Origin of the sequence: Sphingomonas desiccabilis (assembly GCF_004135605.1) — a bacterium.
Taxonomy (GTDB): Bacteria; Pseudomonadota; Alphaproteobacteria; order Sphingomonadales; family Sphingomonadaceae; genus Sphingomonas; species Sphingomonas desiccabilis.
In genome coordinates, this window is sequence record NZ_SDPT01000002.1 from 955665 (window position 1) to 981581 (window position 25917).

A 25917-nucleotide genomic window follows, 5' to 3' on the forward strand; every position below is an offset into this window, starting at 1 on the left:
AGCTGGCAAGCGCGTCAGGCGCTCTCCGGGCGGAGCCATCTCCAGCCGGCGTCGAGGGTCTGGCGCAACGGGGCAAGCCCGACCCGTACGCCGATGCGATCGATATAATTGGCGATTTCTGCGGCGCGCCCCCCGGTAGCGGGCTCGGGTCGGCCGGGCGGGGCGCTCCACATCGGCAGGAAGCCGGTGCGGATGCTGCCATCGGGGTCGAGGCGCAGCCGGCCGATCATCCCGTTCACCGCCTCCGGATGGAACGGCGCGAGCGGATAGGCGGGATCGGGCTCGAACCCGAACATCCGCTTGCGCCGCTCCGCCCACTCGGCGCGGCCGGGATGGTCCTGTGCGGGGCTGAGCGCGTGGGTGACGACGACACCGTTGCCGAGGCCGTGGAAGATGGGCCGTCCGCGGTGAAACTCGATGCCGCGCGGGATATGGGCGTGATGGCCGAGGACCGCGTCGGCACCCGCATCGACGGCCGCAAAGGCGAGGGGGCGTTCGTAGGGAGCGAGCGCCGCGGGGCGGTGGGTAATGCCCTTGTGCAGCGCCACCAGAACAAGATCGGCACGGCGACGGAGGTCGGCGATCGCGTCCTGCATGGCGGCGACCGAGGCCGGGTCTGCCTCCACGAGGTTCGCCTGGGGTCGCGAGGGGCCGTCATCGTCGGCGCGCACATGGACATAGGCGCACCCCGGGCGATCGGCCGTTGCCCAGGCAATCTCCGGGCCTACGCAATTGAAGCTCAGCAGGCCGATCGTGCGGCCGCCGCGTTCGACGAACGCTGGCCTGGTGGCCTCGGACAGGTTCAGGCCCGCGCCGGCGTGGGCGATACCCAGCCGATCCAGTTCGGCGTTCGTGTCGGCGATGCCTTCTCCACCGCAGTCGGCGATGTGATTGCCCGCCATCGAGAGCATCTCGATATCGGCGCGGGCGATGGCGGACAGGTGCGCGGGGTCGGCGCCCGGTGCGGGCACATCGCCGGCCAGTTCCTCGCCCCGGGTCGTGTGCGGCACCTCGAGGTGGCCGACTGCCAGGTCGGCGGCGCGGGTGACGGGGGCGACACCGCCGAGCCAGTGATCGGGATCGGGGACGTCGAGGATGATGTCGCCGAGGAACACGAGATCCAGCGGCTTCATCCGACCACGCCCGATCGCCTGAGGGCGAGGATCGCCGCTTCATCCAGGCCGAGCTCGGCCAGGATAGCATCGGTGTCGCTGCCGAGCGTGGGGACGGTGGAGGTCGGCCGCGTCTCGGTCGCGAAACCCGGTCCGACCACGTCGAGCGGCCGGTCCCAGCCGGGCAGTGCCACCGGATGCAGCGTGCCGCGTTCGAGGACATGCGGATGCTGCGCGATCTCGCCCACTTCCCGCAGCATGGCGACGGGCACGCGCGCTTCGGCGAGGCGCGCCTCCAGATCGGCTGCGCGCCAGGTGGAGAGGGTTTCGGTGAGCCAGGCGCGAACCGCAGGATAGTGCGCCACGCGGGCGTCATGGCTGCGGAAGCGCGGGTCGTCGATCAGTTCCGGGTGACCCAGCACGTGCAGCAGTGCCTCCACCTGCTGCTGGTTGTTCGCACCCAAGGCGATCCACCCTTGCGCGGTCGGATAGAATTCCGATGTTGCGACCAGCCGAAACCCGCGGTTGCCGGTCCCCCCCGGTGTCCGGCCGGTGTAGGAATGGACGGAGACGGTGGTGTTCACCAGCTTGAGCGCGGCGTCGAGCATGGCCACGTCGACGTGCTCGCCGAGGCCGCTGGCATCGCGCCGGCGCAGGGCGGCGAGGAAGCCGATCGTGGCGAGATACCCCGTGAAGCTGTCGATGATCGGCATGCCGATCTTTTGCGGTCCGTCGGGTCCGGTGTTCATCAGCGCGATGCCGGACATCGCCTGGGCGATATGGTCGTAGGCGCCCCGATCGGCGAGCGGCCCCGTCTGGCCAAAGCCGGTGATCGAGACGAGGATGAGCCGCGGATTGCGGGCGTGCAGCGCATCGAAGTCGAGGCCGAGCCGAGCGAGCACGCCCGGGCGGAAGTTCTCGACCAGCAGGTCCGCCCGTTCGAGCAGCCGCCACAGAAGTTCGATGCCCGCCGGCGTCTTCAAATCGAGCGCAATCGAGCGCTTGCCCGCGTTGATCGAGGCGAACGGGATGCTGAGCATCGCCTCGCCGCCATGTTCGGTATAGTGGCGAAAGCCGTCGCCGGTGCCGGGCGGCTCGACCTTGATCACGGTCGCGCCGAGTTCGACCAGCATGTTCGTACAGGTCGGCCCCGCGATCGCGTGGCTGAGATCGACCACGGTCAGGCCGTCGAGCGCGTTCATGGCAGCGCCTCCCGCTCGCCGGAAAAGACGCCGGCGCGGGAAAGCGCAGCACGCGCAGCGGCATCGAAGCCGAGCTCTTCCAGGATCGCGTCGCGCTCGGCGCCGGGCGCGCCGGCGGGGCGATGGTCTGCGGCTTCCACGCCGGACAGGTGAAAGGGGGTGCCGATCTGCTCCACCACCTGATCGCCGACCGGCAGGCGAAGATGCATGCCGCGCGCCTCGGCATGGGGATGGCGCAGCGCTTCGGAAGGGGTCAGCACCGGCATGACCTGCGTATCGGCATCGCCGAGGACGCGAAGCCATTCGGCGCGCGGCCTGGTCTGGAACAGGGCGGCGAGATCCGCCTCGATCGCGGGATGCGCCGCGGTATCGAACTGGCGAGCGGCATATTCGGGCCGGCCGACGGCAGCGCAGAACCGTTCCCAATAGCGCGGTTCCATGTCGGTGGTGCAGAGCCATTCGCCATCGCCGCATTGCCAGACCCCGCCCTTGGGATGCCAGGCCCCGTCGGGGGGCGGAATATCCTCAGGCGACGCTGCGCGACCCAGCCCGACGGCGAGGAGCGGCATTGCCGCGTCCGACATGGCGACGTCGACCTGGCTGCCGCGACCGGTCCGCTCGCGCGCCTGCAGGGCCACGAGCACCGCGATGGCGGTGTGCGCCCCCGCCATAACGTCGGCGACCTGAACCCCCGGCAGGCTGGGTGTCGGCAGACCGTTCAGGCGCGACAAGGCGCCGGCGAGCGCCAGCGCCGCCGGATCGTGCCCCGCACGACCGGCGAGCGGCCCCGTGTGGCCGGTGAAGGAGACTGACGCATAGATCAGGCGCGGATTGATCGCTGCGAGCGCGTCATAGCCCAGACCCATGCGGGCCATCGTGCCGGGCCGGTAATCCTCCACCAGGATGTCGGCCGAGGCGACCAGCGCGGCGAGCACGGGCGTCGCCTTCGGGTGACCCGGGTCGAGAACGATCGAGCGGCGGTTGCGCCAATAGGAAGGGCGCGCGCGGCGCAGCCTTTCCGCTTCCGGGTCGTCGGCGTGCCCGAACATCCGGGCGTGCTTGGCTAGTTCGCGGGGGTTCTCGACGCGGATCACGTCGGCGCCCATGTCCCCTGCGATCCAGCCGGTATAGGCGCCCGGCAGGTAGCGGGTGAAATCGAGGATGCGGAGGCCGGAGAGGGGTGCGGTCATGCCCCGGCACTCCCCCGGCGCGCAGTCGCTTGGGCTGTGGCGGGACCCTCGATGAAGGCGGTGATCCGCTGTTCCAGCGCGCCGGTGGTTTCGGGATCCATGGCGAAATTGTCGACGCCCAGTTCCAGGACCGGCACGCCTGCCGCCGCCAGCGCCCGCAGCACGAACGGATCCGCGTCCGCCAGGGCGACCGCACCGTCAACCTGATGGGTTTGTGCTTCATGGACGTGCCAGGGCCCGGCCCAGCTCGGCATCCGCAGTTCGTCGCCCATCGTGAGGAAGCGGGCGGCCAACGCGCGGAGCGGATCACGGCCGCGATCAAAGTGCCGAATGTACCCGTCGGCTGCCAGCGCAAGGTACATGGACCAGACGAACACCGCGCCATGGCTCTCTTCCCAGCGCTGGTAGAAGGCCGTTTCGCTCCACAGGCCGCGGCCCACCCACATCAGGCGCACCCGCTCGTCGGCGACAACCCCGGCGCCGGTCCGGACACGCTCGGCGACTTCGTCGTGAAAGGCGCGGGCGGCATCGCGCGCCCAGCGAGTGCCGCGATGCCATTGCGGGACCATGGTGGCAGGCATGGAGTCGACGATGCTGATCGGCGCCGGCACCGTCCGCGCGATCAGGTCGCGGGTCCGGCGATAATATTCCTCCTGCTCGTTGACGAGGTTCATCACCTCGACGAGCCTCTCCGTGGAGAAGCTCCGCCCGGTGGCGGCTTCGAGATCGGCGATCACCGTCTGCAACTCGGCCACCAGCAGGTCGAGCCGCTCCGGTTCCAGCGCGTCCTCCCATCGGTCCGGCAGATCCTCCCACCACTGCGTCGCGATCGACAGCCGGGGATCGACGGTGCGCTCGTAGAGGAAGGGGCGCGCGCCGCTCTCCTGTGCCCAATTGTCGAAGATCGCGGGGGTGGCGTCGCTGGAGGAGACGGCATGCACGAAATCCGGCCGTGGCAGCCCGCCCCAGGGAGCCTCCGCCGGATCGTGGTCGAACAGCGCGGCGATGCCCTGCGCGCTATAGGCCTCCACGTCGGTCGGATGGTCGTGCTCTGCCAGCAGCGCGCGATAGCGACCGGTCTGCTGCTTGGCCGCGACGATCGAGGCCCACCATTGATTGACCACGAACGGCACGTCGAGCGCGCGCAGGATTTCCTGCGGCGCATTGGCATTCACGCACGCAAAGGGCGCGCCGTCGGCCACCTGTGCCCGAAGCGACTGGAACCACTCGCGCTGATAGCTGCCGAAGCTCGCTAGCGAGGTGAGCGACTTGCGGCTGCGCGGTGCGGACGGGCGCGGCGCGGCGGGGCGAGGCTTGGGCGCACCGGGCTTGGCCGCGGCAATGCCGATCCGGCGTCGCTCCAGCCGCGGTCCGCCCGCTAGCGATCGCGTGAGCGCGGCGACATGCCAGGGCGCGGCCTCGTCCCCGTCGAGGGTGAGGTGAAGGACAAGGTCTGCCGAAGTTTGGCGCGCGTCGCTACCCGTCGTCACCGCATCGGCGGCGGGCCACCGGGCGGAGAGCGGTGCCTGATACAGCGGCGCCGCCGCCTCCTCTCGCGTGACCGGCGGCGGGACCAGGCGACGCTCGCCCCAGTCATGATCGTCGCCGACCAGATCGAACCCCTCGGCTTCGAGAGCCAGGTACGCTCCGTCGTCTTCGTGGGCCGTTCCGGTGACAAAGGCGCGACGCCCTGGTCCGGACGCTCTGGGGGCGGGATCGTGCACGATTGCGCGCAGGTGTGTCGCCAGCTCGTCGGGCGGCAGGATCGCCGTGCACCCGATCAGGTGTAGGACGTCGGTGCCGGTAAGAGGGGGCGCTTCGCTCCGCCTCAGCTCGCAGGCGGACCTGAGGAGGTCGAGCGTGCCCCGTTCGTCGCGTGCGGCGGAGGCAAGGCGCGCGTCCGTGACGGGCGACCCGCCGAGCGAGACCAGCCACGCGTCGAGCTGGGCAAGCCGGGCCGCATTGTAGCGCGCTGAGGCGGCGCGGTCCTGATGCACGAGATCGAGCAGGTGGAGGTACCGGGGCGCGGGTTCGCCGAGGCGCAGGCGTTCGCGCAGCGCGGCAAAGATCTGTGCCTGCTCGGCATCGGCGCGCGTGATCAGGATCGGCACCTCGGCGAGCGCGGGATCGAGCAGCCGCTCCATCAGCCGGTGCGCCCGCCGCCGACCCGCCGCCGGGCCCATGACAGCATCCGCGCGCGGCGTGTCGCCCGCGGCCGGTGCCAGGCGGACGGGTGCGAATCCCGCCGCGCGCAGCCAGGTGAAGGGGGCGTCGCTGCCGATGGTGCGGATCACGCGCATTCCCGTGGCGCGCAGCCGGTCCGCCACCGCCTCCGGATCGGCAAAGGCCGCGGCAATCGAGTCGCGTGCAGCGCTCCCCGCCATCAGATGACCCCCGCCGCGCGCAGTTCGGCGATGCGCGCGTCATCATAGCCGAGGAGCTCGCGGTAGATCTGATGATTATGCTCGCCGACCGAGATCGGCAGCGTCGGGTCGAAGCCGGTCTCCGCATCGGAAAACCGGATCGGGATGCCCGAGGTGCGAAGCTCGGATCGGTGCGGGTAGCTGGGGTGCGCGATCGGCATGGTTTCCGCTCGCGCCATGACCCGCGGATCGCTGAGCGCTTCCTCCGGGTGGCGGACCGGCGCGGCGGGAACGCCCTGCGCCTCCAGCAGGCGCACGACATCTGCGGTCGGCAAGTTGCGGGACCAGGCCGTGATGTGCGCTTCCAGCACCGGTGCATTGGCCACTCGGGCATCCCGGCTGGCGAAGCGGGGATCGTCGCTCAGTTCCGGTGCGCCCATTGCCTGGAACAGGCCGCGGGCAAGCTTTTCATGCACGGCAACGATTGCGACATAGCCGTCCGCGCATTCGAACACGCCGAAGGGGGAAAGCCGCTGCACGGTAAGCCCGGTGCGCGCCGGCATGCCCGCCGCGGCAAGCGCCGACCAGTTCTCGATCGCCACGAACGAGGTGAGCGCGCCCAGCATGGATACATCCACATGCTGGCCGTGCCCGGTGCGGTGACGCTGCTCGAGCGCGGACAGGATGCCGATCACGCCAAAAACGGGGGCGAGCATGTCCGCCACCGGGATGCCCATGCGGACGGGCGGGGCGTCCGGATCGCCGCTGGTGTACATGGCGCCGGAAAGGGCCTGGATAATGACGTCCATCGCCTTGCCACCCTCCGCATCGTCCGCGCCGAAGCCGGAGAGCGAGCAATAGATGATGCGGGGATTGGCTTCGCGCGCAGCCTGGTAGCCGACACCAAGGCGGTCGGCGGTGCCCGCCGTGAAATTTTCAACCACAATGTCGGCGTCGCGGCACAGGTCCTGGAAGATCGCTCGCGCGCCGGGCGCCTTGAAGTTCAGCGACACCCCCATCTTCCCCCGGGCGCGGGAGAGGTGGGAGATCGACACGTCGTCGCTATGACCGCGCTCGACGGTGACGCCGTCCCGCCCGACATAGGGGCTGTTCTCGCGCGCGAGGTCGCCGCCGCGCGGATCCTCCACCTTGATGACCTGCGCGCCGAGCCCGGCGAGGAGCAGCGTGGCGTATGGCCCCGCAAGTGCGCGGGTGAGGTCGATGACGCGCAGCCCTTCCAGGGGGCGTCGGGTCGCGGGGGTGGGGTCATGCATGCGTGGCTGGGTCCGTGGCGTTGGAAGCGCAGGCCGACGGGTGTTCGGCCGCGCGGGCGGCGATCAGCCGCTGCGCTTCGGTGAAGATGGGCGTGCCGTCGCTTCCGAAGCGCGTGAGTGCGGCGGCGATGCGGGCTGCGTTCCCGTTGTAGAGCGCGTCGAACCGCTGCTGGTCCGCAGGGCCGATGGGCAGGAACGCGACCCCGTGGGCCTTTCCAAAGGCGATGCCGGCGGTTTCCGCGGCGTTCATCTCGTCGATCAGGGCGGTTTCCCATACGTCCTGGCTCTGGTGTAGCAAGCGCTGGAACTCGGGCGTGAGCGCGTTCCAGCTCCGCTCCGACATGGCTCTGGCTGGGTAGGATCCGCGGCTGACGCGAAGCGCCGTGAAATGCTGCGCGACTTCGGCGAAATGCAGGCTCTTGAGCGTGTCGGCTGGCGCCACGACCCCGTCGATCACGCCCTTGGCGAGCGCCGAATAGACGTCGGCCATTGGCATATCGACCGGATCGGCGCCCAGGGCGCGCAGCACCTCAAGGTTCTCCGCCGGGGCGCGCAGCCGGAGGCCCTTGAGGTCGGCAAGGGTGCGGACCGGCCGGGTGCGCGTGAGGATGCCCGGGAAGTTCCCCGGCTGCACCGCCAGGACCCGAAGGCCGCGCACCTCGTTGTTGAGCGCCGGGAAACGGGCGGCGAGGCAGCGGTAGACCCCGATCTGCTCGCCCATCGACCGCACCCCGCCGTAGAAACCGGCCTGCGCCCGTTGGGTATGGGCGCCGCCGCGGGTGTAGATCGGGGTGATCAGGCCGATGTCGGCAACGCCATGGCGGATCTCCTCCATGCTCTGATCGCTCGAAAGAAGCGCGCCGGCCCAATAGGGCTTGATGCGCAGCCGACCGCCCGATGCCTGTTCGATGTGCTGCATCCAGCGCTGGTCGGCACGGCTGAAGGGGTGGCCGGGAGGATAGGGACTGGCATAGGTCAGCACCTGCGTTCCCGGCGGCAGCGGAGCAGCCCCACACCCGGCGAGCAGCGCTGCCGGCAACAGCGCGGCGAGGATGCGGCGGATCATGCGATCACTCCCGGCAGCCAAAGGGACAAGGCAGGCACGGCGATCAGCAGCGCCAGATGGAGGAAATCGGCCAGCAGGAACGGCACGATGCCCCGGAAGATCGTGCCGAGCGGGATGTCCCCGGCGATCCCCTGGATCACATAGACATTGAGGCCGAGCGGCGGATGGACGAAGCCGATCTCCATCGTGCGCACCAGGAAGATGCCGAACCAGATCGGGCTGAGCCCGAGGTCTAACGTGATCGGCAGGAAGATGGGCGTCGTGAGCAGCATCAGCGCCAGGCCGTCCAGGAATGAGCCGAGCAGCAGCAGCACCAGCGCCATCGCGATGATCGCCACGGTGGGACCGGAATCGAGGCCGGCGACCAGGTTGGAGAGCAGCGCGGCGATGCCGGTGACACTGATGAACGTCGCAAACAGCAGCGCACCGATGATCACGATGTAGATCATCCCGGTGGTGCGCAGCGTCGTCTGCAGCGCGTCCGATACCGCCCGCCAGTTGAGCCGCCCGCGCCGCCAGCACAGCAGCAGTGCTGCGACCGATCCGACCGAGGCCGCCTCCGTAGGGGTGAACCAGCCGACGAACAGGCCGCCGATCACGAAGATGATCAGCAGGCCGACGTCGGCGATCGAGCGTAGCGCGGGCCAGCGCTCGCGCCAGGGGGCCCGCGTGGTCGGGGGGCCGAGCAGCGGGTTGAGCCGGCACAAGATGGCGATGGCGACGAGGTAGAACAGCGCCTGGGTGAGGCCGGGGATTACGGCGGCGGCGAACAGCTTGCCGATGGACTGCTCGGCGATGATGCCGAACACGATGAGGGCGCCGGAGGGCGGGATGAGCGACCCGAGCGTCCCCCCCGCGGCCAGCGCTCCGGTCGCGAAGGACGGCGCGTAATTGGCCTTGCGCATCTCCGGGAGGGCGACCGAGGTGATGGTCGCGACCGTGGCGAGGCTCGAACCGCTGATCGCTCCGAAACCGGCGCAGCCGCCGATGGAGGCCATGGCGAGGCCGCCGCGCCGATGCCCGACGAACCGCGCTGCCGCGTCGAAGAAGTCGCGGCTGGCGCCCGCGGCGAAGCAGAGATGCGCCATCAGCACGAACAACGGCAACACGCCCAGTTCGTAGCGGGAGATGGTGTCGAAGGTGATGACCCCGGCCTTGATCAGCGCTGCCTCCGGCGAGAGCAGCAGGGTGAGGCCCACGCCGCCGACGAGCGCGAGGCCGATGCCGATCGGGATGCCCACCGCCAGGAGGATCAACAGGAGGAGGATGCCGGCAAAGCCGATCAACTCGGGCGTGATCATGCTGCCGTCCTTGAAAGGGCGCGTCGAACGAACAAGGCCGCGGTGACCAGCGACCCGACGATCCATGCGAGGCGAAGCCAGCGCAGGGGCAAGTGGAGGATTTCCGTGAGCTCGAACGCGTTCCAGAGGTCGGCGAGCAGCCAGGTCGATCCGGTCGCGAGCCACAGGAAGACCAGGGCGCTCACCCAGTCTGCGCCGCGCAGCAGGCGGGTGGCGGTGGCGGGCTTCAGCCGGTCGAGCAGGATGTGGACTCGCGCATGCCCCTCGACGATCGTGGTCAGCACGATCGCGCTCGTCGCGACCAGGACGATGCAGGCCTGCACGATCTCGATGGAGCCGAAAAGTCGGATGCCGGCGTGCCGCCCGGCAACCGCCAGGGCGTCGGTCGACATGGCGAGGAGCAGCGCGACCGATCCGATCGCTAGCATCAGCCGGGCGAGCGGCGGCGCGGCGCGATGATCGGGCGAGGGCCCCACATCTGCATCGATACGGGTTTCGGCAGGAGCCGGGGAGGCGGGGGGCAGGGTCACGCGCGCATCCTGCCACAGCCCATCGTGGCACGCGGCATCGCGGAAGAGCCCCGGAGCGCCCGTGCGGGCGGCCGGCAATTCACGAAGCGCCTATGGAATTCCCTTGGACAGGGTGTTCGGCTAGGCGAGGGGGCATGGAAGAAAGACGGATCGCAACTCCGGGCACGCCTCCCGACGCCGAGCTCGAACTGGGCCGGCTGGGCGAGTTCGTCGGCTTCCGGCTGCGCCGCATCCAGAACCAGCTCTCGCGGGAATTCGCGCAGGTCACCGGCCGCTACCAGCTTCGCCAGGGACTGTTCTCTGCCCTTGCCATCATTTCCGCCAATCCCGGTCTGTCGCAGGTCATGCTCGCCCGCGAAGTTGGGCTGGATAAATCCATGGCGGTGATGATGGTCGACGACCTGGAACGCCGCGGATGGGCCGAGCGCCGGCGCTCTACCGTCGATCGCCGGAGGCATGCGCTGTACACGACGGAAGCAGGCGAGGCGTGGCTTGCCGAAATGTTCGCCGCCCTGGAGGTGGTCGAACATGACGTGCTCGACGCGCTTGGCAAGGATGACCTCCGGGTGCTGAACGCCATCCTCGACCGGGTGTACACGGCGTGCTTTCGCGGCTGAACGCCGACGGTCGAGACTGCGCTGCGGCGCACATTCGCTATCCCGCATTTTGTCAGAACCGCTTCCGGACGGTGACGGCGATCTGCCGCCCGATCGGGTTCGCCGCAGTCGCGTCATAGCCGCCGCTGCCGTTCACCGTCGGGGCGAAGTCCAGGAACGGCGGGTCCTGATCGAGCAGGTTGAGCGCATCGAAAGAGACGCTGAAGCCGCCGTCGAAGAACCGGGTCGCGTCGGGATCGCCGACGTCGAAGGTGACGCCCAGATCCACGGTGGTGAAGCTGCCCACCTTCTGCACCGCGCCATTGGGCAGGGTGTTGTTGTCGTAGCCGCCGACATGGTTGACCAGGAGGCGCGTGTTCACGCCTTCGTAGTTCCAGGTGAGGCTGGCCCGTCCCTTGAAGGTGAGCGGGTTGAACAGCGTGTTGCGGCGATCGACAAGCGTACCGGCCGGCGTGATCGCTGAACGATAGCGGGTGAGGTAGGTGGCGTTGGCATTGAGCGTGAAGGTGCCGGCCTCCGCCGTCTCCAGCGAATAGCTGGCGAGCACATCGATGCCGCTCGTCTTGGATCGCCCGAGGTTCTGGGTGCGGCCATCGATGAACAGGGTTGGATTGTCGGGCAGCACGCCGCGCGCCACCGCAATGCCTTGAGCCAGCAAGTCCTGGATCCGCGCGGCGGCGGCGGGTCCGCGCAGGATGACGCCGGTGCCGGCGAACTGGTCCTCGCGGCTGAGGATTGCGAGATCGGCAAGGTAGGTATCGACCTGGCCGGTGTAGCTGACGTCCCAATAGGTCAGGCTGATCCGCGCATTGGGAAAGGGATCCCAGTCGACGCCTGCCGACCAGGTCGTGGCTTCCTCCGGCCGCAGGTCGAGATTGCCGCCCGACAGCGCCACGCCCTGAACGATCGTGCCGCCGAGCGAAGGATCGGCATAGGGCTGGACGAACAGGTTCGAGCTGTTGCCGTAGATCTGGGAGAAGAGAGGCGCCCGGAACGACGTGCCATAGCTGCCGCGGATCACCAGACCGCTCGCCGGCGACCAGTTGACGCCGAACTTGGGGTTCGTGGTGTGGCCGACGTCGCTGTACTTGTCGTAGCGGACTGCCGCGCTCAGCTCGAGCCGGCGGAGGAACGACACCGCGTTGTCGGGGCCGAACAGCGGCACGAGAACCTCGGCATAGCCGGAGTCGACCTGGCGGTCGAAGTCGCGGAACGTCGCGACGGTGCTGGGGGCGCCGCGCCGCAGACCCAGCGAGACTTCAAGCTCCTGGCGCTCGTACCCGGCTGCCAGCTTCACGCCGCCTCCCGGCAGTGTGAACAGCGTGCCGTTGATGCTCGCCTCAACCCCGGTGAAGCGGTTAAGGGTCGGCGCATCGAAGACCTGATCGCTGATCGCGGCGAGGACCGCCGCAGACGTGCGGCCGAGCCCATAGGGATCGAAGGCGGTGGCCGGGTTGCTGCTGGCGAGGGCCGCGTTGAGCGCGGGCGTGTTGATGCCGTTCGGCGTGTTGGCGGTGTCGTTGGACCGGCCGTAGATCAGCTGGCCCTGCACCTGCCAGCCGCCGAAACTGGCCCGCAGGCCGCCGGCACCCTGCCAGCTGCGGGTGAAGCCGGTAGTCTCGTTGTTGGGCAGGTCGTCGAGGCGGATCTGGACCGTCTCCGGGCCGGTGGTGCCCGGCGGGCGCACGAAAAAGGCGTTGGTCGTCGGGATGGTGACCGTCGCACCGGTATACCCGTTCAGGCGGCGGAAGCTGCGCTTGGAGAAATAGCCGTCGCCGAAGGCGTCGAGCCAGTCGGTGATGTGCGCCGTGAAGGTTCCGTTCACGCTGTCGTACTTGGTCTCGGGGAACAGGTCCTGGCCCCGGAACCCCTCGCACAGATTGGCGGTACCGCGCACCAGTTGCCCGGCGGTGGCCGGAGTTACGCCCCCGGCGGGGATCGCGTAATTGGCGCCGTCGACCGTTAGGGTGCCGGGATTGCACTGGGTGGAGCGGAAGTCGCGGCCGCCGAATCGCCGCTGGTCGCTCGTGAAGAAGCTGCGGTCGTCGCCGGACAGGTTGCTGCGGAAGACATGCTCATAGGCGACCATGACCTGGCCCCAGTCGCCGGTGCGTCCCCCTGCGATGCCGAACTGGCTCTCGTGGAAATTGTCGGCAAAGCCCATGCGGGCGATGGTCTCGACGCCGTTCAGGCTGCGCCGCGGGATCAGGTTCACTACGCCGGCGATCGCGTCGGAGCCGTAGACGGCCGAAGCGCCGTCCGCGACGACCTCGACCCGCTCCAGACCGAGCGAGGGAATGATGGAAGGATCGACCGAGCGGCTGTTGTTCACCACGCGGTGCCCATCGAGGATGGTGAGGGTCGCGTAGGGGCCGATCCCGCGAATGTTGATCGAGTTGCCGAAGGTGATGTTGCTGTTGCCGCCGGACTGGCCTCGCGAATTCTCGGACGTGCCGAGATCGAAAACCTGGGGGATTTCCTTGATCAGGCGATCGGTGGTCACGGCGCCGGAGGCTTCGATGGCCTTGCGGTCCACCGCGATCACGGTGGACCCCACGGGAGCGGCGCCGCGGATGCGGCTACCGGTCACGACGATGTCGCCGCCCTGCACATCGCCGCTGCCGATGGTGACAGGGCCGGCCGTGGCGGCGTCAGTCTGGACGGAAGCGGGCGCATCGGCCGCGCCCTGTTGTGAACTGCCGGCGCTCGGATCGGCCGCCTGGGCGGCGGCGGAACCCGCCCAGCCGAGTGCAGCCAAGGTTACGCCCGTGGCGAACAGAATGCGATGCCGGCGAAGCTTGCTGTGCATGGTTCTGGTCCTTGAAGTCGCTGGAATTCAGCGGAAGCGGACGGGGGTGGCGAACGGTATGTCGATGTGCGACGGCGATCCGGCGAACACGGTGACCGTCTCGGCAAGAGAGCCACGGATCTCGGCCAAGTTGCGCTGGCGGGGGTCGGCGCCTGTCAGGGTGACGCGGAGCCGGTGGCCGGCGGCGACCGTGTAGGCGCGCGGCGAAAGCGCGAAGGACAAGGTGGCGGGCTGCCCCGGAACCGCCGGGGCGACGTCCGCCTTCAGGCCGGAATGATAGGGGAGCCCAAGGCGCTCATAGGGAGCCGTGGCGGTCTTGCGGTGGCTGAACGCCAGGCGGCCGAAGGCGAGCATCGATACCTTGCCGGCCGGATCGACATCCTCGAGATAGCCGAACAGGTTGGCGTCCCGGCCGTCGATCGCGGCGCGGACGGTCAGGACCGGATAGCCCTCGATCGCTGCGTCGCTCGCCAAGGGGCGGCTGGTGAAGGTCAGACCCTTGCCATCCAGGGGGCTCGGCCAGAACTGGAAATAGTCCTTGGTGGCGACGCTGTAATCGACCTTGAACGGCAACGGCTTGGGCTTGGACGGATTAGCTCCGATGCTACCGGCATCGACTGCGGCAGGCGCGTCGTTGGGGGCCGCAGAGAGGTAGAGCGTGGTGCGCTTCAGCTTCGCGCCGGGAAGCGTGTCCCGCTGCACCAGCGTTCCGCCATCCCCCTGTTCGCGCCACCAGCTGTAGCGGGGCTCGCGCTCGATCCCGTTGTCGATCCCCTTCAGATAGTGGTCGAAGAAGCGGCGTTGCTCGCCAACGATGTCGAACACCTTGGGCGGCTCGCAATGGCTGCCGGGGCCGATGATCATCTTGGCCCGTAGATTGGCCGCGGCCTGGATGATCTGCTCGGTCGGCTCGTCGCTCCAATTGCTCCACAGATACCAGGCGAGCTGGGGACTGCGGAGGGCGGGAAGGTGGGTGTAGGGACCGACCTCCTCCCAGAAACGGGTTCCGGTAAGCGGCGACATGTCGTCGCGGTGGGGCATGCCCGCCCACAGCTGCGCCATCGGCGTGTTGCGGGAATGCTCCGCCACCGCGGCCTTCAGCAGGCTGCCGTCGCGATCGGCGTCGACGGGCACCGTTGCGAGATCGACCTCGGGCGGCTCGTCGGGACGGGTGTTGAACTGCGCGGTGATGCCGCCGTTGCGGACGAACGCGTATTTGTCGAGATCGGTCGCCGCGGCGAAGACCGCCTTCAGTGCCGGCGGGAGGGTGCCGGCAACCAGCATCGCGCTGCCGCCGAGATAGGAGCATCCGGTCATGCCCACCTTGCCGGTGCTGTACGGCTGGGCGGCGAGCCACTGGATGACGTCGTACCCGTCCCGTGCCTCGGTGCGATCGAGGAATCCGCGGCGAGCGCCGAAGGACGCCCCCTTGCCGCGCACGTCCGCAGTCGCGACCACGTATCCAGCATGGACGAGCTTGCGCAGGCCGAAGGTGGTGGAGTCGATCAGATCGACGATCTCCCCGTCCTTGCGATAGCGGGCCCGGTAGGGTGTGAAGGCGAACACCACCGGGTATCGGCCCTCGCGGACCCGGCCATCCTTGGCGGGCCTGTACACGTTCACCGACAAGCGGGTGCCGTCACGAACCGGCAGATAGAAGGAGGAGCGGACGACGGCAGGATCGTCGGCCACCGTGACGGTGACATCGTTCTGCGCCACGGCGACTGAGCCGGCCAGGGTGCTCACGGCGAGAACCGCGCCGCTCAGGCAAGCGCATGTGAAGCGACGAGTCGCCACGAGCCTCTCCTTTCCAATCGAGTGCTTCTCCGAGCACCTGCAATAGGTGTAAGGTAATTCAGTACGCTCTTTCAACTGTTATGTGAAAAAACATCTGGATCGGGCTCGCAGGGCGCGTTGCACGATGGCGATGCGCCGGCACCCATGGGGGGGGGCACGGGAAGTTTCGCGTCCTCGGAGCTGCAAGATTCCCATGCGGTCCATCAGCTGCTCGGCGCGAGCGGAACTCCGGCACCCCTGCGCTCATTCAGTCACGGAGCGGGAGAGGGCCACGGCCACGGCTGGGACGGACGGTGACAGAGACGATGAACCACGTGGCGCTGCTGGGCGACTCGATCCTCGACAATCGCGCCTATGTCGCGCCAGAGCCGGATGTCGCCGAGCAGCTGCGCGCTCGGCTCGGCAGGGACTGGCGCGTGAGCCTGGTAGCCGTGGACGGGCACGTCACGGGGGATGTCGAGCGGCGGCAGATCGACCGGATCCCGCCCGATGCCACGCATCTGATCGTCTCCGCAGGCGGCAACGATGCGCTCGGTCATGCGTCGGTGCTGAGCGCACGCGCTGAAACCGTGGCGGACGCGGTCGACCTGCTGGCGGATGCGCAGGCGAGTTTTGCCGCGTCCTACACCCGCATGATCGATGCCGTGGCGAGGCGGGGCCTGCCGACGGCGGTGTGTACCATCTATGACGCGAACCATCCTGAGCCGCAGCACCGGCTGGTGGTGGCATCGCTGGCGCTGTTCAACGACGTGATCACCCGGGCGGCGTTCTCGCGCGGGCTGCCGGTGATTGATCTCCGCCTGATCTGCACCGATCCGGCCGACTATGCGAACCCGATCGAGCCCTCCGCACTCGGCGGTGAGAAGATCGCCGGCGCGATCGCAGATCTCGTCCGGCAGGAGCCGAGCGGGCGTTCCTCGGTGTGGTGCTGAGCGGGCCGTCGCTTTGATGGGCCGCCGCAAGGCTGCGGACGCGGGTGCGAGATCGCATGCGGCAACCTTCCCAGGTGCCGCCCCTCTGCCGGCATGGCGTGACACCGTGCGGGTGGCGGCGGTCGTCCTCTCCGGCGTCTTCGTGCTGCTGGGCGGCTTGTTCGTGCTCGCGCCCGAAGCGGGAGCCGCCTTGTACGGGTTCGGGGAGCGGAGCGAGGCCGGGCTCTTCTACGTGCGGGCGGTGGGCGTGCGCGACGTGGCGCTTGCAATCTACCTCTTTGGTCTCGCCATCGCCGGGTTTCGGCAGGCACTGCGAGTGGTGGCCCTCGGAACGCTGGTCATTCCGATTGGAGACATGCTGCTTCTCGCGGCTTCCGGCGCCGGTGGTCCCGTGCAGTACCTGCTGCACGCGGCGAGCCTGATGTGCTTTGCTGCCTTGGCAGGGGTGAGTGCGCGCGGTTCGGGCCGGACGACTGCCCACATCTCGGAGCCGGGGGACAGCCGCGGCGGCGCCGACTAGCCTGCCGACCGGCAGAGCGAGACCTTACGGATCGTCGATCCGGGCGGGCCGGATCAATCGTCCCTGCGGGCGGCCGTTCCCGGCACGCCGAGCTTCGCCGCGACGCGCTGCACGTCTTCGTCGGAAGGGGCAGGCGGAAGTGCCTCGCCGGGGGCAAGGGCTTCGTCGGGGATGCCGGGGCCCGTCCCCGCGATGCTTTCGTCCCGCGCGCGTTCGTTCGGGCCGTTGCTGATCTTGCGCTCGTTCATGGAGATTCTCCGTGTGGATCCGGTCAACGCGCGGGTGCCGCGGATTGCGCCACCGGTGCCGCACGTTTCCTGCGAGAACCCCGCCCGGTACTCGTCCGTCCCTGCCGCAACCTTTGGTGCCGCCGCCCGTTCGGCTCTCGCGCAATCAGGAGAACAGGCAGTGGGTACGGGCGAACCTTCACGCCGAGCGGTGCTCGGCGGAGCGGCTTTGGGCCTGGCGGCGACTGCCGCCCCGGGAATGGCCCAGACCGCAGGCGCGGGTGCAAGCCCGGCTCCGCTGCGCGATCCGCGGAGCAAATATACCGCTGGGCCCTTTCCCGAACAGCGCCAGCCCTGGCCTGGCCTGCAGAGCAAGATGAGCCCGCGTCCCGATTGCGGGGAAAGCAGCTACAAGGGCTCGGGCAAGCTCCTGGGCCGAAAGGCGCTGATCACCGGCGGCGATAGCGGCATCGGGCGTGCGGCAGCCATCGCCTATGCTCGGGAAGGCGCCGATGTGGCGATCAACTACCACCCGGACGAGGAGCCGGATGCCCGCGAGGTCGTCTCCCTGATCCGCGACGCGGGGCGAAAGGCGGTGGCCATCCCGATGGACATCCGCGGCCTCGACAATTGCAGGCGCATCATCGCACGCGCAGTGGAAGGGCTGGGCGGCCTCGACATCCTCGTCAACAACGCTGCCTATCAGCAAAGCAAGTCCGACATCTCGGAGATCAGCGATGAGCAGATGGTCCGGACGTTCGAGACCAATATCTTCGCGACGTTCCGCCTCAGCAAGAGCGCCATCCCGCACCTGAAGCCCGGCGCCGTGATCATCAACACGGGCTCGGTGAACAGCTATGACCCGGGCGAGGAACTGCTCGACTATGCCTCGACCAAGGGTGCGATCCTGATTTTCACGAAGGGGCTGGCCAAGCAGCTCGCCAAGAAGGGGATCCGCGTCAACATGGTCGCTCCGGGCCCATTCTGGACGCCGCTGCAAGTCGCCGGCGGACAACTGCCCGGAAAGCTCGGTGAGTTCGGCAAGGACACGCCGCTGGGACGCGCGGGGCAACCGGCGGAACTGGCGGCGCATTACGTGCTTCTCGCCTCCGACGATGCGAGCTTCACCACTGGTGGGGTGGTCGGCGCGAATGGCGGTGAGGGGAGCCCCTGACGCCGTGGCGGGCCGGCCCCCAAGCGCGGGAACTCCTCTGGCTCCCGCCGCTTGAGCCGGCATGACCGAGGACCAACTGATCGCCGCGGGTTGGACGAGCCGCGAGGTGCGGGCGAACGGCATCGACCTGCATGTCGTGGAGGCCGGACCGCGAGACGGGCAGCCGCTTCTGCTGCTGCACGGGTTCCCGGAATTCTGGTGGGCGTGGCGCAAGCAGATCCAGCCGCTGGCCGACGCGGGCTTTCGGGTGATCGTCCCCGATCTGCGCGGCTATAATCTCAGCGAGGCGCCGGAGGGCCTCGCCTCCTACGACCTCGACGTGCTCGCAGCCGATGTGGTCGCCCTAGCCGAGGCTCTGGACGTGCGCCGTTTCGACCTCGTCGGCCATGACTGGGGTGGCGTGATCGCCTGGTGGGTCGCGGCTCGCCACGCCGGCCACGCCGAGAAGCTGGTGATCCTCGACGCCCCGCATCCGGACGTGTGGGGAGGGCAGGCGCTCAAGCACCCGAGCCAGGCGCTGCGGAGCAGCTATGCCATGTTCTTCCAGCTTCCCTGGCTGCCCGAGGCGGTGTTCGGGAGCTTCGACTTCGCGGCCCTTCGCACGATGGTGGAGGGATCGGCCGCTCCCGGCGCGTTCGAGCCGCGGGCGCTCGACCGCTACGTGCAGGCATGGCAGCGCCCCGGGCGGTTCACCGCCATGCTGAACTATTACCGCGCGCTGCGGCACCGCAGGTCCGGCGGATCGGCTCGGATCAAGGTGCCCACACGGATCCTGTGGGGCGGCAAGGACAGCTTCCTGGAGCCGCATGTCGCACGTGCGAGCCTGACGCAGTGCGAGCAGGGCGACCTGGAGATCCTGGAGGATGCGACCCACTGGCTGCATCTCGAGCAGCCCGAGCGGGTGACAGCGCGGATTCTCGATCACCTCCAATCTTGAACCCACCGTGATGACCGGCTGCCGGAGCGGGATAGAAGCGCCCCCGGGATCGTTCGGACGTCAGAAGCTTGGACAGAGGGGCTGACGGCATGCGCTTTTCCGGACAGGTGGCATTGGTGACCGGCGCGGGCTCCGGCATCGGCAAGGCCGTTGCACTGCGGCTTGCGGGAGAAGGCTGCGCAGTCGGGGTGCTGACCCACACTGCCGAGGATGCCGAACGGGTCTCCCGGCAGATTGCGGATGCAGGCGGTCGCGCCCTGCCGCTCGTCGCGGATGTCTCCCGCGAGGACCAGGTGAAGGCCGCGGTTGCCGATCTCGTGCGCGCCTATGGGCGGCTCGATCATGTGTTTGCGAACGCCGGCATCAACGGCGTCTGGGCTCCGATCGACGAACTCGGGCCCGACGAGTGGGACCGCACCATCAACACCAATCTGCGGGGCACCTACCTCACGCTCCACTATGCCGTCCCGCACCTGAAGCGTGCAGGCGCCGGCGCCATCGTGATCACGGCGTCGGTGAACGGCACCCGCATCTTCTCGAACGCCGGGGCGACCGCCTACAGCTGCACCAAGGCGGCGCAGGTCGCGATGACGCAAATGCTCGCGCTGGAGCTCGCCAAGTTCCGGATCCGCGTGAACGCGATCTGCCCCGGGAAGATCGGGACGAACATCGAGGACAGCACGACGCACCGCGACGCGGCGGTGGCGGGCGAGCCGGTCGAATATCCGGAAGGAAAGATCCCTCTGACGGATGGGGAACCAGGCACCTCCGACGAGGTGGCGGACCTCGTGCTTTTCCTGCTTTCGGATCAGGCGCGCCACATCAGCGGCACACCGGTCTGGATCGACGGCGCGGAATCGTTGCTGGTCGGATGAGGGAGCCGGTGGACGATTTGCAGCCCCGCTGGCTCATCGAGCTTTTCCTGCCGACCACTTCTAATGGAGGCACCCGCTTCGCACGCGAGATGTTCGACCGGGTACGCGATGAGCTGTTGGAGGGGTTCGGTGGCGTCACCCTGTTCAGCCGAAGTCCGGCCGAGGGGCTTTGGGCGGCGGGGCGCGGCGAGGGCACCGCACGCGATCGGGTGATCACCGCAGAGGTCATGGCCGACAGTGTGGATCGCGACTGGTGGGCCCGGTACCGGCGGGATCTGGAAGCCCGCTTTTCCCAGGAAGAGATACTGATCCGCTGCTATCGCATATGGACGCTCTAGAAGCGGGTGCCATGGGGACGCGGTTCCGCATCGGTACTGCCGGCTGGTCAATCCCGCGCGAGGTCGCCGACGCGGTGCCGGGCGAGGGAACGCATCTCCAGCGCTACGCCCGCCACTTACTGGCAGCCGAGATCAACAGCAGTTTCCACCGCCCGCATCGGCCCGCAACCTACGCGCGCTGGGCGGCTGGCGTCCCGCCGCACTTCCGCTTCTCGGTCAAGCTGCCGAAGACCATCACCCACCAGCACAAGCTGGTCGGATCCGGGGATCTGCTCGATCGCTTCGCGGACGAGGTGGCGGGCCTCGGAAGCAGTCGGGGGCCGACGCTCGTGCAACTGCCGCCCAGCCTTGCCTTCGAACCGGCAGCCGCGGCCGCGTTCTTCACGGAACTGGCCGGGCGGCTGGGGCCTGCCATCGTCTGCGAACCCCGGCATCCCAGCTGGTTCGAGGAAGCGGCCGAGCAGCTGCTCCGCGATCATGGGGTCGCGCGCGTGGCCGCCGACCCTGCGGTTCATCCCCGCGCGGCCGAGCCGGGCGGATGGGCCGGGCTGGCCTATTTCCGGCTGCACGGATCGCCGGTCATCTATCGATCTTCCTACGTCGGTGCCGCGATCGCGCGCCTTCACGACGCGATGACCCCGGCGGCTATCAACGCCGCCGAGTGCTGGGCGATCTTCGACAACACGGCGTCCGGCGCGGCTCTGCCCAACGCATTGCAGCTCATCGAGTCGTTCCGCACCGACAAGGATCGATCGACGGCATGGGGTGCAACCATTTGGGATCGTTGACGTTTCACATCCTCCAACTTGGCGGGGCAACCCTGCCCGCCATTTCCCGCCTCATTGTCCGCGAGCGTCCATGCGTATCCTTGTCGCCGAGAGTGAGCCGCCCGCTGCCCGCGAGAAGCGGCGGGACAGTGTCGGCCGCAGTTCCGGCGAAACCTTCCTCAAGCGCTTGGGCACCCTGGCGCCCGACGCTAGCTGCGACCGGGTGAAGCCCGCCGACCGTGCAAGCAGCGTGCCCGGCTCCGTCGGCCTGCAAGGCTATGATGCGGTGTTCCTCACCGGTTCCCCGCTGCATCTGTACGAGGACACGCCGGAGACACGGCGCGAGCTCGACTTCATGCGAGCGGTTTTCCAGTCCGGCACGCCTGCCTTCGGCTCCTGCGCGGGGCTTCAGGTCGCGGTGGTTGCGGCGGGCGGCAGCGTGCGGGCGATGAAGGAGCGTCGGGAGGCGGGCTTCGCACGCAGGATCGCGCGCCGAACGGCGGGGGAGGGGCACCTCCTTCTCGACGGGCGCCCGCCGGTCTTCGATGCGCCGGCGATCCACACCGACGAAGTCGACGTGCTTCCGGAAGGTGCCCGGTTGCTGGCGTCGAACTCGGTGACGCGCGTCCAGGCAGCCGAGATCCGCCACGGGAACGGCATCTTCTGGGGCGTGCAATATCATCCCGAAATCTCGTTGCGCGAAGTCGCCGCTGCCCTTCGCCGCCAGTCGAAGGACCTGATCGAACACGGCCTCGCCCTCGACGAACGGGACGTGGAAGGCCATGCCGCGCTGGTGGACGGGCTGCACCGGGAGCCGGAACGGCGCGACCTCGCGTGGCGGCTGGGGCTGAATGAGCAGGTGACCGACGAGCGTGCGCGCATGACGGAGCTGCGCAACTTCCTCACTCATCTGGTGCTGCCGACCCGCTCCGCCCGGGGCCGCGCCTGAGCGCGGCCGACGTCCGCCGGTCCTTCCGGCGCATTCGTGCGTTGAGCCTCGGCTTTGCCGCCATCACCTTTCCGGAAGGGAACCGTCCGACGTGAAATATCGAGCCGTATTCTTCGACGTCGACGGGACGCTGGTCGACAGCAACGACATGCACGTGCTCGCCTGGGAGGAAGCATTCCGGAGCATCGAAGCCGATTTCGACCGCGCGACCATCCACGGCCAGATCGGCAAGGGCAAGGACATGCTGGTGCCGACGCTCATCCCCGATGCGGACGCGGAGCTGATCGAGCAGCTTGGGGAGGCGCATGGCGCGGTCTTCAAGCCCGACCTGCTGGAACAGGTGCGGCCGTTTCCCGGCGCGCATGACCTGCTCGCCCGGGTCCATGCGGCGGGCCAGGCGGTGGTGCTTGCCTCGTCCGCATCGGCCGAGGAGGTCGATCACTATCTCGATCTCCTCGATGCACGCGGCCTGGTCCACGCCAGCACGAGCTCCGGGGACGTCGAACATACCAAGCCGGCGCCCGACATCTACGCGGCTGCACTGAAGAAGGTGGCGCCACTGTCCGCAGAGGAGGTGTTGGTGGTCGGCGACAGCCCCTATGACGTGGAGGCTGCCAGCAAATGCGGCATCGCGACCATCGCGTTGCTGTCGGGCAAGTTCCCCGAGAAGACGCTCCGCGAAGCAGGCGCAATCGCGATCTATGACGATGTCGCGGCGCTGCTTGCGGAGTATGACCGCTCCCCGTTGGGGCGCTGAGCAGATGTCCGGCTCCCGCAACGACGACCTGCGAGGCGAGGCGAGCCCAGAGGCCGAGCCCGTGGATGGTCTTTCGGACGACGAGGTCGACTCCGTCGACGAGCGCCGCTCGGGCTCGCCCAAGGTCGTCCACGAAGTCATCCGCCTCCAAGGGGACGAGGAGCTCGGAAGGCCGCTGGCCTCGCTGCTCTTCTCGGGCTTTGCCGCGGGGGTCGCGATCAGCGCGTCCATCCTGGCCGAGGCGTTTCTGCACGAGCGGCTGCCCGAGGCGCCTTGGGCAGAGCTGGTGTCATCGCTCGGCTATTCGGTTGGGTTCGTGATCGTGATCATGGGCAACCTTCAACTGTTCACGGAGAATACGGTGACGGCGGTCCTTCCGCTTGCCACCCATCCCACGCGGCGGAACCTCGGCCGGCTGCTTCGGCTCTGGGCGGCCGTATTCGCCGCCAACATGGCCGGCACGTTGTTCGTGGCCTTGCTTGTCTCTCGCCAGATCATCGTCGGGCCCGAGCAACTCTCCGCCACGCTCGAGGTCTCGCGTTCGGTGCTCCGGCACGATGCGATGGCGACGCTCATGCTCGGCATGCCTGCCGGCTTCCTGGTCGCGTCGATCGCGTGGATCCTGCCCAACGCCCGGGGCAGCGAGTTCTGGGTGATCGTCCTGATCACCTATGTGATCGCGCTGGGCGGCTTCACCCATGTGGTCGCGGGATCGGGAGAGGCCTGGCTGCTGTGGCTGCACGGAGAGGTGGGTCTTTCCGACGCCGTCGGCCGCCTCATCCTGCCGTCGCTGTTGGGCAACATCATCGGCGGCACGGGCCTCTTCGCGGTGCTCGCGCACGGGCAGGTGCACGGGGAGCTCGACCCGGGCGAAGACGAATAGCGGCAGTTCCTCCGGCCGGAACCCTAGCGCCGGCCAGGCGTCTGCATGGGATGGCAAGGTTCAGGCACCTGACCGGGATCGCCGTCCTGGCGCCCGCGGCGCTCCTTCCGATGCCGGCGCTCGCATGCACCCTGTGTCATTCGCCGCAGGCGGCCTCGGTGCGCGAACGCCTGCTGGCGGCCGACCTCTGGTGGAATGCATGCGCGGTCGCATTGCCGCTGATGCTCCTGCTCTCGGTGGTCGCTCTGGTCGTCCGGGAGCCCGGGAAAAGGTCTCAGCCATGATCGCCAGCCGTCGCCCGCTTCTGTCCGCCGGCCTTGCGCTCGGCATCGGCATGGGCGGCTTCGTGGATGGGATAGTGTTCCACCAGATCCTGCAGTTTCACAACATGCTGTCCGCCCGGATCCCGAACACCGACTATGTGGGCGCCAAGGTGAACATGGTGTGGGACGGCTTCTTCCACGCGGGCGTCTGGACGATCACGGCCATAGGTATCGCGCTTCTCTGGCGCGCGGGCCGTCGGGAGGGTGCCGACCTCTCCGGAGGCCTCCTCGCCGGGAGCCTGCTGATCGGCTGGGGCCTGTTCAACCTGGTCGAAGGGGTGATCGACCACCACCTCCTGCAACTCCACCACGTCTACGAACCAAGCGGGCTCTCCGCCTGGGATGGCCTGTTCCTGCTGTGGGGAGCAGGGATGGTCGCGGGCGGCTGGTGGCTGTGCCGGCACGGCCGAGAGCATTGAATGCCCGCCACGCGTCCAGGCCGGCCGCAACGCTTCCGACCTCGCTGCGTTCTGGACCGGACGAGCGCGCTTTCAGGCACTCCCGCTCTGGCGCGTCCAGGAATCTCCGCGATGCCGGCGATGAACGATCGTGGCCCGTCCAGCCCCCGCTGAAGAGCCGTTTCCAACACCACAGGCGCCGGAAACGATGTTCCGGCCGATGACGCAAGGAGCCCGCCCAATGAGTACGCAACGCAAGGCAACGCTGTATCGCATGGTGCTGCCGGAACACACCTGCCCCTTCGGCGTGCGCGCCAAGGCCATGCTGGAAGCCGCCGGCTACGAGGTCGAGGACCATCTGCTCCGGTCCCGCGAGGAAGTGGACCGGTACCAGGAGGAGCAGGGGGTCTCCACCACCCCACAGGTGTTCATCGACGGGGAGCGGATCGGCGGCAGCGACGACCTGGAGCGCTTCCTTGCCAGCAGCTGATCTCCAAACGGCGGTGCCGGATCCGAAGATCGTCCTGGTGCTCGGCGGCGGCAATGCGCTCGGCGCCTATCATGCCGGCCTGTACGAAGCGTTGCACGAAGGCGGCGTCGTGCCCGCATGGATCGTCGGCACCTCGATCGGTGCGGTGACGGGGGCGATCATCGCCGGCAATCGCCCGGAGTATCGATTGGACCGCCTCCGCAAGTTCTGGCGTCCGGCGGACGAGCGGGGTTGGCCCATGCCTGGGGACGTAATGCCGGAGGGTTGGCGCCGGACTGGGGCCGTGATCGAGACGTTGATGGCAGGTCGCGCCGGGATGTTCGGTCCACTCGGCTCCTATCCTGCGTGGTGGCACCGTGATCAGAGTGCGAGCTCGCCCGCCGTCTATGACACGCAGGCGCTGAGCACCACGCTTCAAGACCTCGTCGACTTCGACCTGCTCAATCACGGCTCCATGCGTTTCACCGCCGTCGCGGTCGACGTGGAGACGGGCGAGGAGGTTCTGCTGGATAGCGCGCGGCAGCGGCTGACGGCCGATCATGTCCGCGCGAGCGCAGCCCTGCTCACCGCCTATCCGGCGGTGGAAGTCGAGGGACGCCTCCTGGGAGACGGCGGACTGTCGATGAACCTGCCGATCGATCCGGTGATGCTCGATCCGGAGTCCACGCCAGTCCTGTGCATCGCCTCGGACCTTCTTCCGCTTTCCTCCCGCCGCCCCCAGACCATCGGAGAGGTTGCCGGGCGGATGCAGGATCTCGCGTTCGCGGCACAGTCCCGCCGGACGCTTACGCGCTGGCGCGCCTTCTTCGAAAGCGGCTGTCCGGGGCGGGAGACGTGCCGCTCAGTAGCGCTGGTGACCACGGCCTATCGTGATCAGGAGCAAGAGGTCGCCGGCAAGGCGATGGACTTCTCTCCGCAGTCGGTGCTGCAGCGGTGGAACAGCGGACGTCGGGATGGCGGTGCACTCGTGCATCAATTGCGATCTGGAGAAATCGCCGTCGAGCATGATGGTATGACCATTCATGATGCTGCCGGGGATGGCAGGATCTCTGCTTGAGCTAATCTACGTTAAAAGGTTCCATCTAT

26 protein-coding genes are annotated in these 25917 nt (G+C 68.4%); 15 read left to right on the plus strand and 11 right to left on the minus strand.

What is annotated here, in order from left to right; genetic code table 11:
• Positions 1 to 14 precede the first annotated feature (14 nt).
• The 8 genes from EO081_RS12690 to EO081_RS12725 are packed head-to-tail and all read right to left on the minus strand — an operon-like array spanning position 15 to position 10038.
• Positions 15 to 1133, minus strand: a complete 1119-nt coding sequence (locus tag EO081_RS12690) for a CapA family protein (RefSeq protein WP_129342246.1) — start codon at positions 1131 to 1133, stop codon at positions 15 to 17.
• Positions 1130 to 2314: a CaiB/BaiF CoA transferase family protein gene (locus EO081_RS12695; RefSeq protein ID WP_129342247.1), complete on the minus strand. Its 1185-nt coding sequence runs from the start codon at positions 2312 to 2314 to the stop codon at positions 1130 to 1132. The genes EO081_RS12690 and EO081_RS12695 overlap by 4 nt, the downstream gene beginning before the upstream one ends.
• Positions 2311 to 3504, minus strand: a complete 1194-nt coding sequence (locus tag EO081_RS12700) for a CaiB/BaiF CoA transferase family protein (RefSeq protein ID WP_129342248.1) — start codon at positions 3502 to 3504, stop codon at positions 2311 to 2313. The genes EO081_RS12695 and EO081_RS12700 overlap by 4 nt, the downstream gene beginning before the upstream one ends.
• A complete protein-coding gene (locus tag EO081_RS12705; RefSeq protein ID WP_206364378.1) occupies positions 3501 to 5888 on the minus strand; it encodes a 2-hydroxyacyl-CoA dehydratase family protein in 2388 nt (795 codons plus the stop codon). Before EO081_RS12705 ends, EO081_RS12700 begins: the two co-directional genes overlap by 4 nt.
• The gene (locus tag EO081_RS12710; RefSeq protein ID WP_129342249.1) at positions 5888 to 7141 is read right to left on the minus strand and encodes a CaiB/BaiF CoA transferase family protein; all 1254 of its coding nucleotides are present in this window, start codon (positions 7139 to 7141) and stop codon (positions 5888 to 5890) included. Before EO081_RS12710 ends, EO081_RS12705 begins: the two co-directional genes overlap by 1 nt.
• Positions 7134 to 8207 carry a TRAP transporter substrate-binding protein DctP gene (gene dctP / locus EO081_RS12715; RefSeq protein ID WP_129342250.1) on the minus strand — a complete coding sequence of 358 codons (1074 nt, stop codon included), beginning with the start codon at positions 8205 to 8207 and terminating at the stop codon, positions 7134 to 7136. Before dctP ends, EO081_RS12710 begins: the two co-directional genes overlap by 8 nt.
• Entirely contained in the window at positions 8204 to 9508 is a 1305-nt protein-coding gene (locus EO081_RS12720) for a TRAP transporter large permease (protein WP_129342251.1), read from the minus strand. The genes dctP and EO081_RS12720 overlap by 4 nt, the downstream gene beginning before the upstream one ends.
• Positions 9505 to 10038 carry a TRAP transporter small permease gene (locus tag EO081_RS12725; protein WP_129342252.1) on the minus strand — a complete coding sequence of 178 codons (534 nt, stop codon included), beginning with the start codon at positions 10036 to 10038 and terminating at the stop codon, positions 9505 to 9507. Before EO081_RS12725 ends, EO081_RS12720 begins: the two co-directional genes overlap by 4 nt.
• A gap of 134 nt (positions 10039 to 10172) precedes the next feature.
• Between EO081_RS12725 and EO081_RS12730 the strand changes: the two genes are divergently transcribed.
• The gene (locus tag EO081_RS12730; protein ID WP_129342253.1) at positions 10173 to 10655 is read left to right on the plus strand and encodes a MarR family winged helix-turn-helix transcriptional regulator; all 483 of its coding nucleotides are present in this window, start codon (positions 10173 to 10175) and stop codon (positions 10653 to 10655) included.
• Positions 10656 to 10707: 52 nt separating this feature from the next.
• Here EO081_RS12730 and EO081_RS12735 read toward each other — a convergent pair whose 3' ends face one another.
• Positions 10708 to 13464 (minus strand): TonB-dependent receptor domain-containing protein, encoded by a 2757-nt coding sequence (locus EO081_RS12735; protein ID WP_129342254.1) that lies wholly within the window; start codon positions 13462 to 13464, stop codon positions 10708 to 10710.
• Positions 13465 to 13491: 27 nt separating this feature from the next.
• Complete coding sequence (locus tag EO081_RS12740; RefSeq protein ID WP_165284616.1) at positions 13492 to 15210, minus strand: CocE/NonD family hydrolase; 1719 nt, start codon at positions 15208 to 15210, stop codon at positions 13492 to 13494.
• A gap of 344 nt (positions 15211 to 15554) precedes the next feature.
• Between EO081_RS12740 and EO081_RS12745 the strand changes: the two genes are divergently transcribed.
• Both EO081_RS12745 and EO081_RS12750 read left to right on the plus strand, forming a co-directional pair.
• Positions 15555 to 16193, plus strand: a complete 639-nt coding sequence (locus EO081_RS12745; protein WP_206364379.1) for an SGNH/GDSL hydrolase family protein — start codon at positions 15555 to 15557, stop codon at positions 16191 to 16193.
• Positions 16194 to 16299: 106 nt separating this feature from the next.
• A complete protein-coding gene (locus EO081_RS12750; protein ID WP_165284617.1) occupies positions 16300 to 16713 on the plus strand; it encodes a DUF4267 domain-containing protein in 414 nt (137 codons plus the stop codon).
• 53 nt (positions 16714 to 16766) lie between these two features.
• Here the strand turns inward: EO081_RS12750 and EO081_RS12755 are convergent, their stop codons facing one another.
• Complete coding sequence (locus EO081_RS12755; protein ID WP_129342257.1) at positions 16767 to 16961, minus strand: hypothetical protein; 195 nt, start codon at positions 16959 to 16961, stop codon at positions 16767 to 16769.
• Positions 16962 to 17199: 238 nt separating this feature from the next.
• On the opposite strand from EO081_RS12755, the gene EO081_RS12760 reads away from it, so the two are divergent.
• The 12 genes from EO081_RS12760 to EO081_RS12810 all read left to right on the plus strand — a co-directional run bounded on the left by EO081_RS12760 (position 17200) and on the right by EO081_RS12810 (position 25888).
• The gene (locus EO081_RS12760) at positions 17200 to 18114 is read left to right on the plus strand and encodes an SDR family oxidoreductase (protein WP_183947910.1); all 915 of its coding nucleotides are present in this window, start codon (positions 17200 to 17202) and stop codon (positions 18112 to 18114) included.
• A gap of 61 nt (positions 18115 to 18175) precedes the next feature.
• Positions 18176 to 19051, plus strand: coding sequence for an alpha/beta fold hydrolase (locus EO081_RS12765; RefSeq protein ID WP_129342259.1), 876 nt, complete (start codon positions 18176 to 18178; stop codon positions 19049 to 19051).
• 89 nt (positions 19052 to 19140) lie between these two features.
• Positions 19141 to 19926: an SDR family oxidoreductase gene (locus EO081_RS12770; protein WP_129342260.1), complete on the plus strand. Its 786-nt coding sequence runs from the start codon at positions 19141 to 19143 to the stop codon at positions 19924 to 19926.
• A gap of 8 nt (positions 19927 to 19934) precedes the next feature.
• Entirely contained in the window at positions 19935 to 20264 is a 330-nt protein-coding gene (locus EO081_RS12775) for a hypothetical protein (protein ID WP_206364380.1), read from the plus strand.
• An 11-nt stretch (positions 20265 to 20275) separates the two neighbouring features.
• A complete protein-coding gene (locus EO081_RS12780) occupies positions 20276 to 21052 on the plus strand; it encodes a DUF72 domain-containing protein (protein ID WP_129342262.1) in 777 nt (258 codons plus the stop codon).
• A 70-nt stretch (positions 21053 to 21122) separates the two neighbouring features.
• Complete coding sequence (locus EO081_RS12785; RefSeq protein WP_129342263.1) at positions 21123 to 21980, plus strand: type 1 glutamine amidotransferase; 858 nt, start codon at positions 21123 to 21125, stop codon at positions 21978 to 21980.
• Between the two features lie 91 nt (positions 21981 to 22071).
• Positions 22072 to 22737 carry an HAD family hydrolase gene (locus EO081_RS12790; protein ID WP_165284619.1) on the plus strand — a complete coding sequence of 222 codons (666 nt, stop codon included), beginning with the start codon at positions 22072 to 22074 and terminating at the stop codon, positions 22735 to 22737.
• A complete protein-coding gene (locus EO081_RS12795; protein WP_240697659.1) occupies positions 22712 to 23620 on the plus strand; it encodes a formate/nitrite transporter family protein in 909 nt (302 codons plus the stop codon). The genes EO081_RS12790 and EO081_RS12795 overlap by 26 nt, the downstream gene beginning before the upstream one ends.
• A gap of 50 nt (positions 23621 to 23670) precedes the next feature.
• The gene (locus tag EO081_RS16880; protein WP_165284620.1) at positions 23671 to 23904 is read left to right on the plus strand and encodes a hypothetical protein; all 234 of its coding nucleotides are present in this window, start codon (positions 23671 to 23673) and stop codon (positions 23902 to 23904) included.
• Entirely contained in the window at positions 23901 to 24362 is a 462-nt protein-coding gene (locus tag EO081_RS12800) for a DUF2243 domain-containing protein (RefSeq protein ID WP_129342265.1), read from the plus strand. The genes EO081_RS16880 and EO081_RS12800 overlap by 4 nt, the downstream gene beginning before the upstream one ends.
• Positions 24363 to 24582: 220 nt before the next feature.
• The gene (locus tag EO081_RS12805; RefSeq protein WP_129342266.1) at positions 24583 to 24831 is read left to right on the plus strand and encodes a glutaredoxin domain-containing protein; all 249 of its coding nucleotides are present in this window, start codon (positions 24583 to 24585) and stop codon (positions 24829 to 24831) included.
• A 37-nt stretch (positions 24832 to 24868) separates the two neighbouring features.
• Positions 24869 to 25888: a patatin-like phospholipase family protein gene (locus EO081_RS12810; protein ID WP_165284622.1), complete on the plus strand. Its 1020-nt coding sequence runs from the start codon at positions 24869 to 24871 to the stop codon at positions 25886 to 25888.
• The last annotated feature ends 29 nt before the right edge of the window (positions 25889 to 25917 follow it).

What these genes read in the sequence shown, in the direction of transcription:
- EO081_RS12795 (WP_240697659.1), top strand. Translation starts at nt 22,712, where the DNA reads ATGACCGCTCCCCGTTGGGGCGCTGAGCAGATGTCCGGCTCCCGCAAC.
- EO081_RS12780 (WP_129342262.1), top strand. Translation starts at nt 20,276, where the DNA reads ATGGGGACGCGGTTCCGCATCGGTACTGCCGGCTGGTCAATCCCGCGC.
- EO081_RS16880 (WP_165284620.1), top strand. Translation starts at nt 23,671, where the DNA reads ATGGCAAGGTTCAGGCACCTGACCGGGATCGCCGTCCTGGCGCCCGCG.
- EO081_RS12730 (WP_129342253.1), top strand. Translation starts at nt 10,173, where the DNA reads ATGGAAGAAAGACGGATCGCAACTCCGGGCACGCCTCCCGACGCCGAG.
- EO081_RS12760 (WP_183947910.1), top strand. Translation starts at nt 17,200, where the DNA reads ATGGCCCAGACCGCAGGCGCGGGTGCAAGCCCGGCTCCGCTGCGCGAT.
- EO081_RS12720 (WP_129342251.1), bottom strand. Translation starts at nt 9,508, where the DNA reads ATGATCACGCCCGAGTTGATCGGCTTTGCCGGCATCCTCCTCCTGTTG.
- EO081_RS12770 (WP_129342260.1), top strand. Translation starts at nt 19,141, where the DNA reads ATGCGCTTTTCCGGACAGGTGGCATTGGTGACCGGCGCGGGCTCCGGC.
- EO081_RS12705 (WP_206364378.1), bottom strand. Translation starts at nt 5,888, where the DNA reads ATGGCGGGGAGCGCTGCACGCGACTCGATTGCCGCGGCCTTTGCCGAT.
- EO081_RS12800 (WP_129342265.1), top strand. Translation starts at nt 23,901, where the DNA reads ATGATCGCCAGCCGTCGCCCGCTTCTGTCCGCCGGCCTTGCGCTCGGC.
- EO081_RS12735 (WP_129342254.1), bottom strand. Translation starts at nt 13,464, where the DNA reads ATGCACAGCAAGCTTCGCCGGCATCGCATTCTGTTCGCCACGGGCGTA.
- EO081_RS12710 (WP_129342249.1), bottom strand. Translation starts at nt 7,141, where the DNA reads ATGCATGACCCCACCCCCGCGACCCGACGCCCCCTGGAAGGGCTGCGC.
- EO081_RS12700 (WP_129342248.1), bottom strand. Translation starts at nt 3,504, where the DNA reads ATGACCGCACCCCTCTCCGGCCTCCGCATCCTCGATTTCACCCGCTAC.
- EO081_RS12805 (WP_129342266.1), top strand. Translation starts at nt 24,583, where the DNA reads ATGAGTACGCAACGCAAGGCAACGCTGTATCGCATGGTGCTGCCGGAA.
- EO081_RS12755 (WP_129342257.1), bottom strand. Translation starts at nt 16,961, where the DNA reads ATGAACGAGCGCAAGATCAGCAACGGCCCGAACGAACGCGCGCGGGAC.
- dctP (WP_129342250.1), bottom strand. Translation starts at nt 8,207, where the DNA reads ATGATCCGCCGCATCCTCGCCGCGCTGTTGCCGGCAGCGCTGCTCGCC.
- EO081_RS12765 (WP_129342259.1), top strand. Translation starts at nt 18,176, where the DNA reads ATGACCGAGGACCAACTGATCGCCGCGGGTTGGACGAGCCGCGAGGTG.
- EO081_RS12690 (WP_129342246.1), bottom strand. Translation starts at nt 1,133, where the DNA reads ATGAAGCCGCTGGATCTCGTGTTCCTCGGCGACATCATCCTCGACGTC.
- EO081_RS12785 (WP_129342263.1), top strand. Translation starts at nt 21,123, where the DNA reads ATGCGTATCCTTGTCGCCGAGAGTGAGCCGCCCGCTGCCCGCGAGAAG.
- EO081_RS12695 (WP_129342247.1), bottom strand. Translation starts at nt 2,314, where the DNA reads ATGAACGCGCTCGACGGCCTGACCGTGGTCGATCTCAGCCACGCGATC.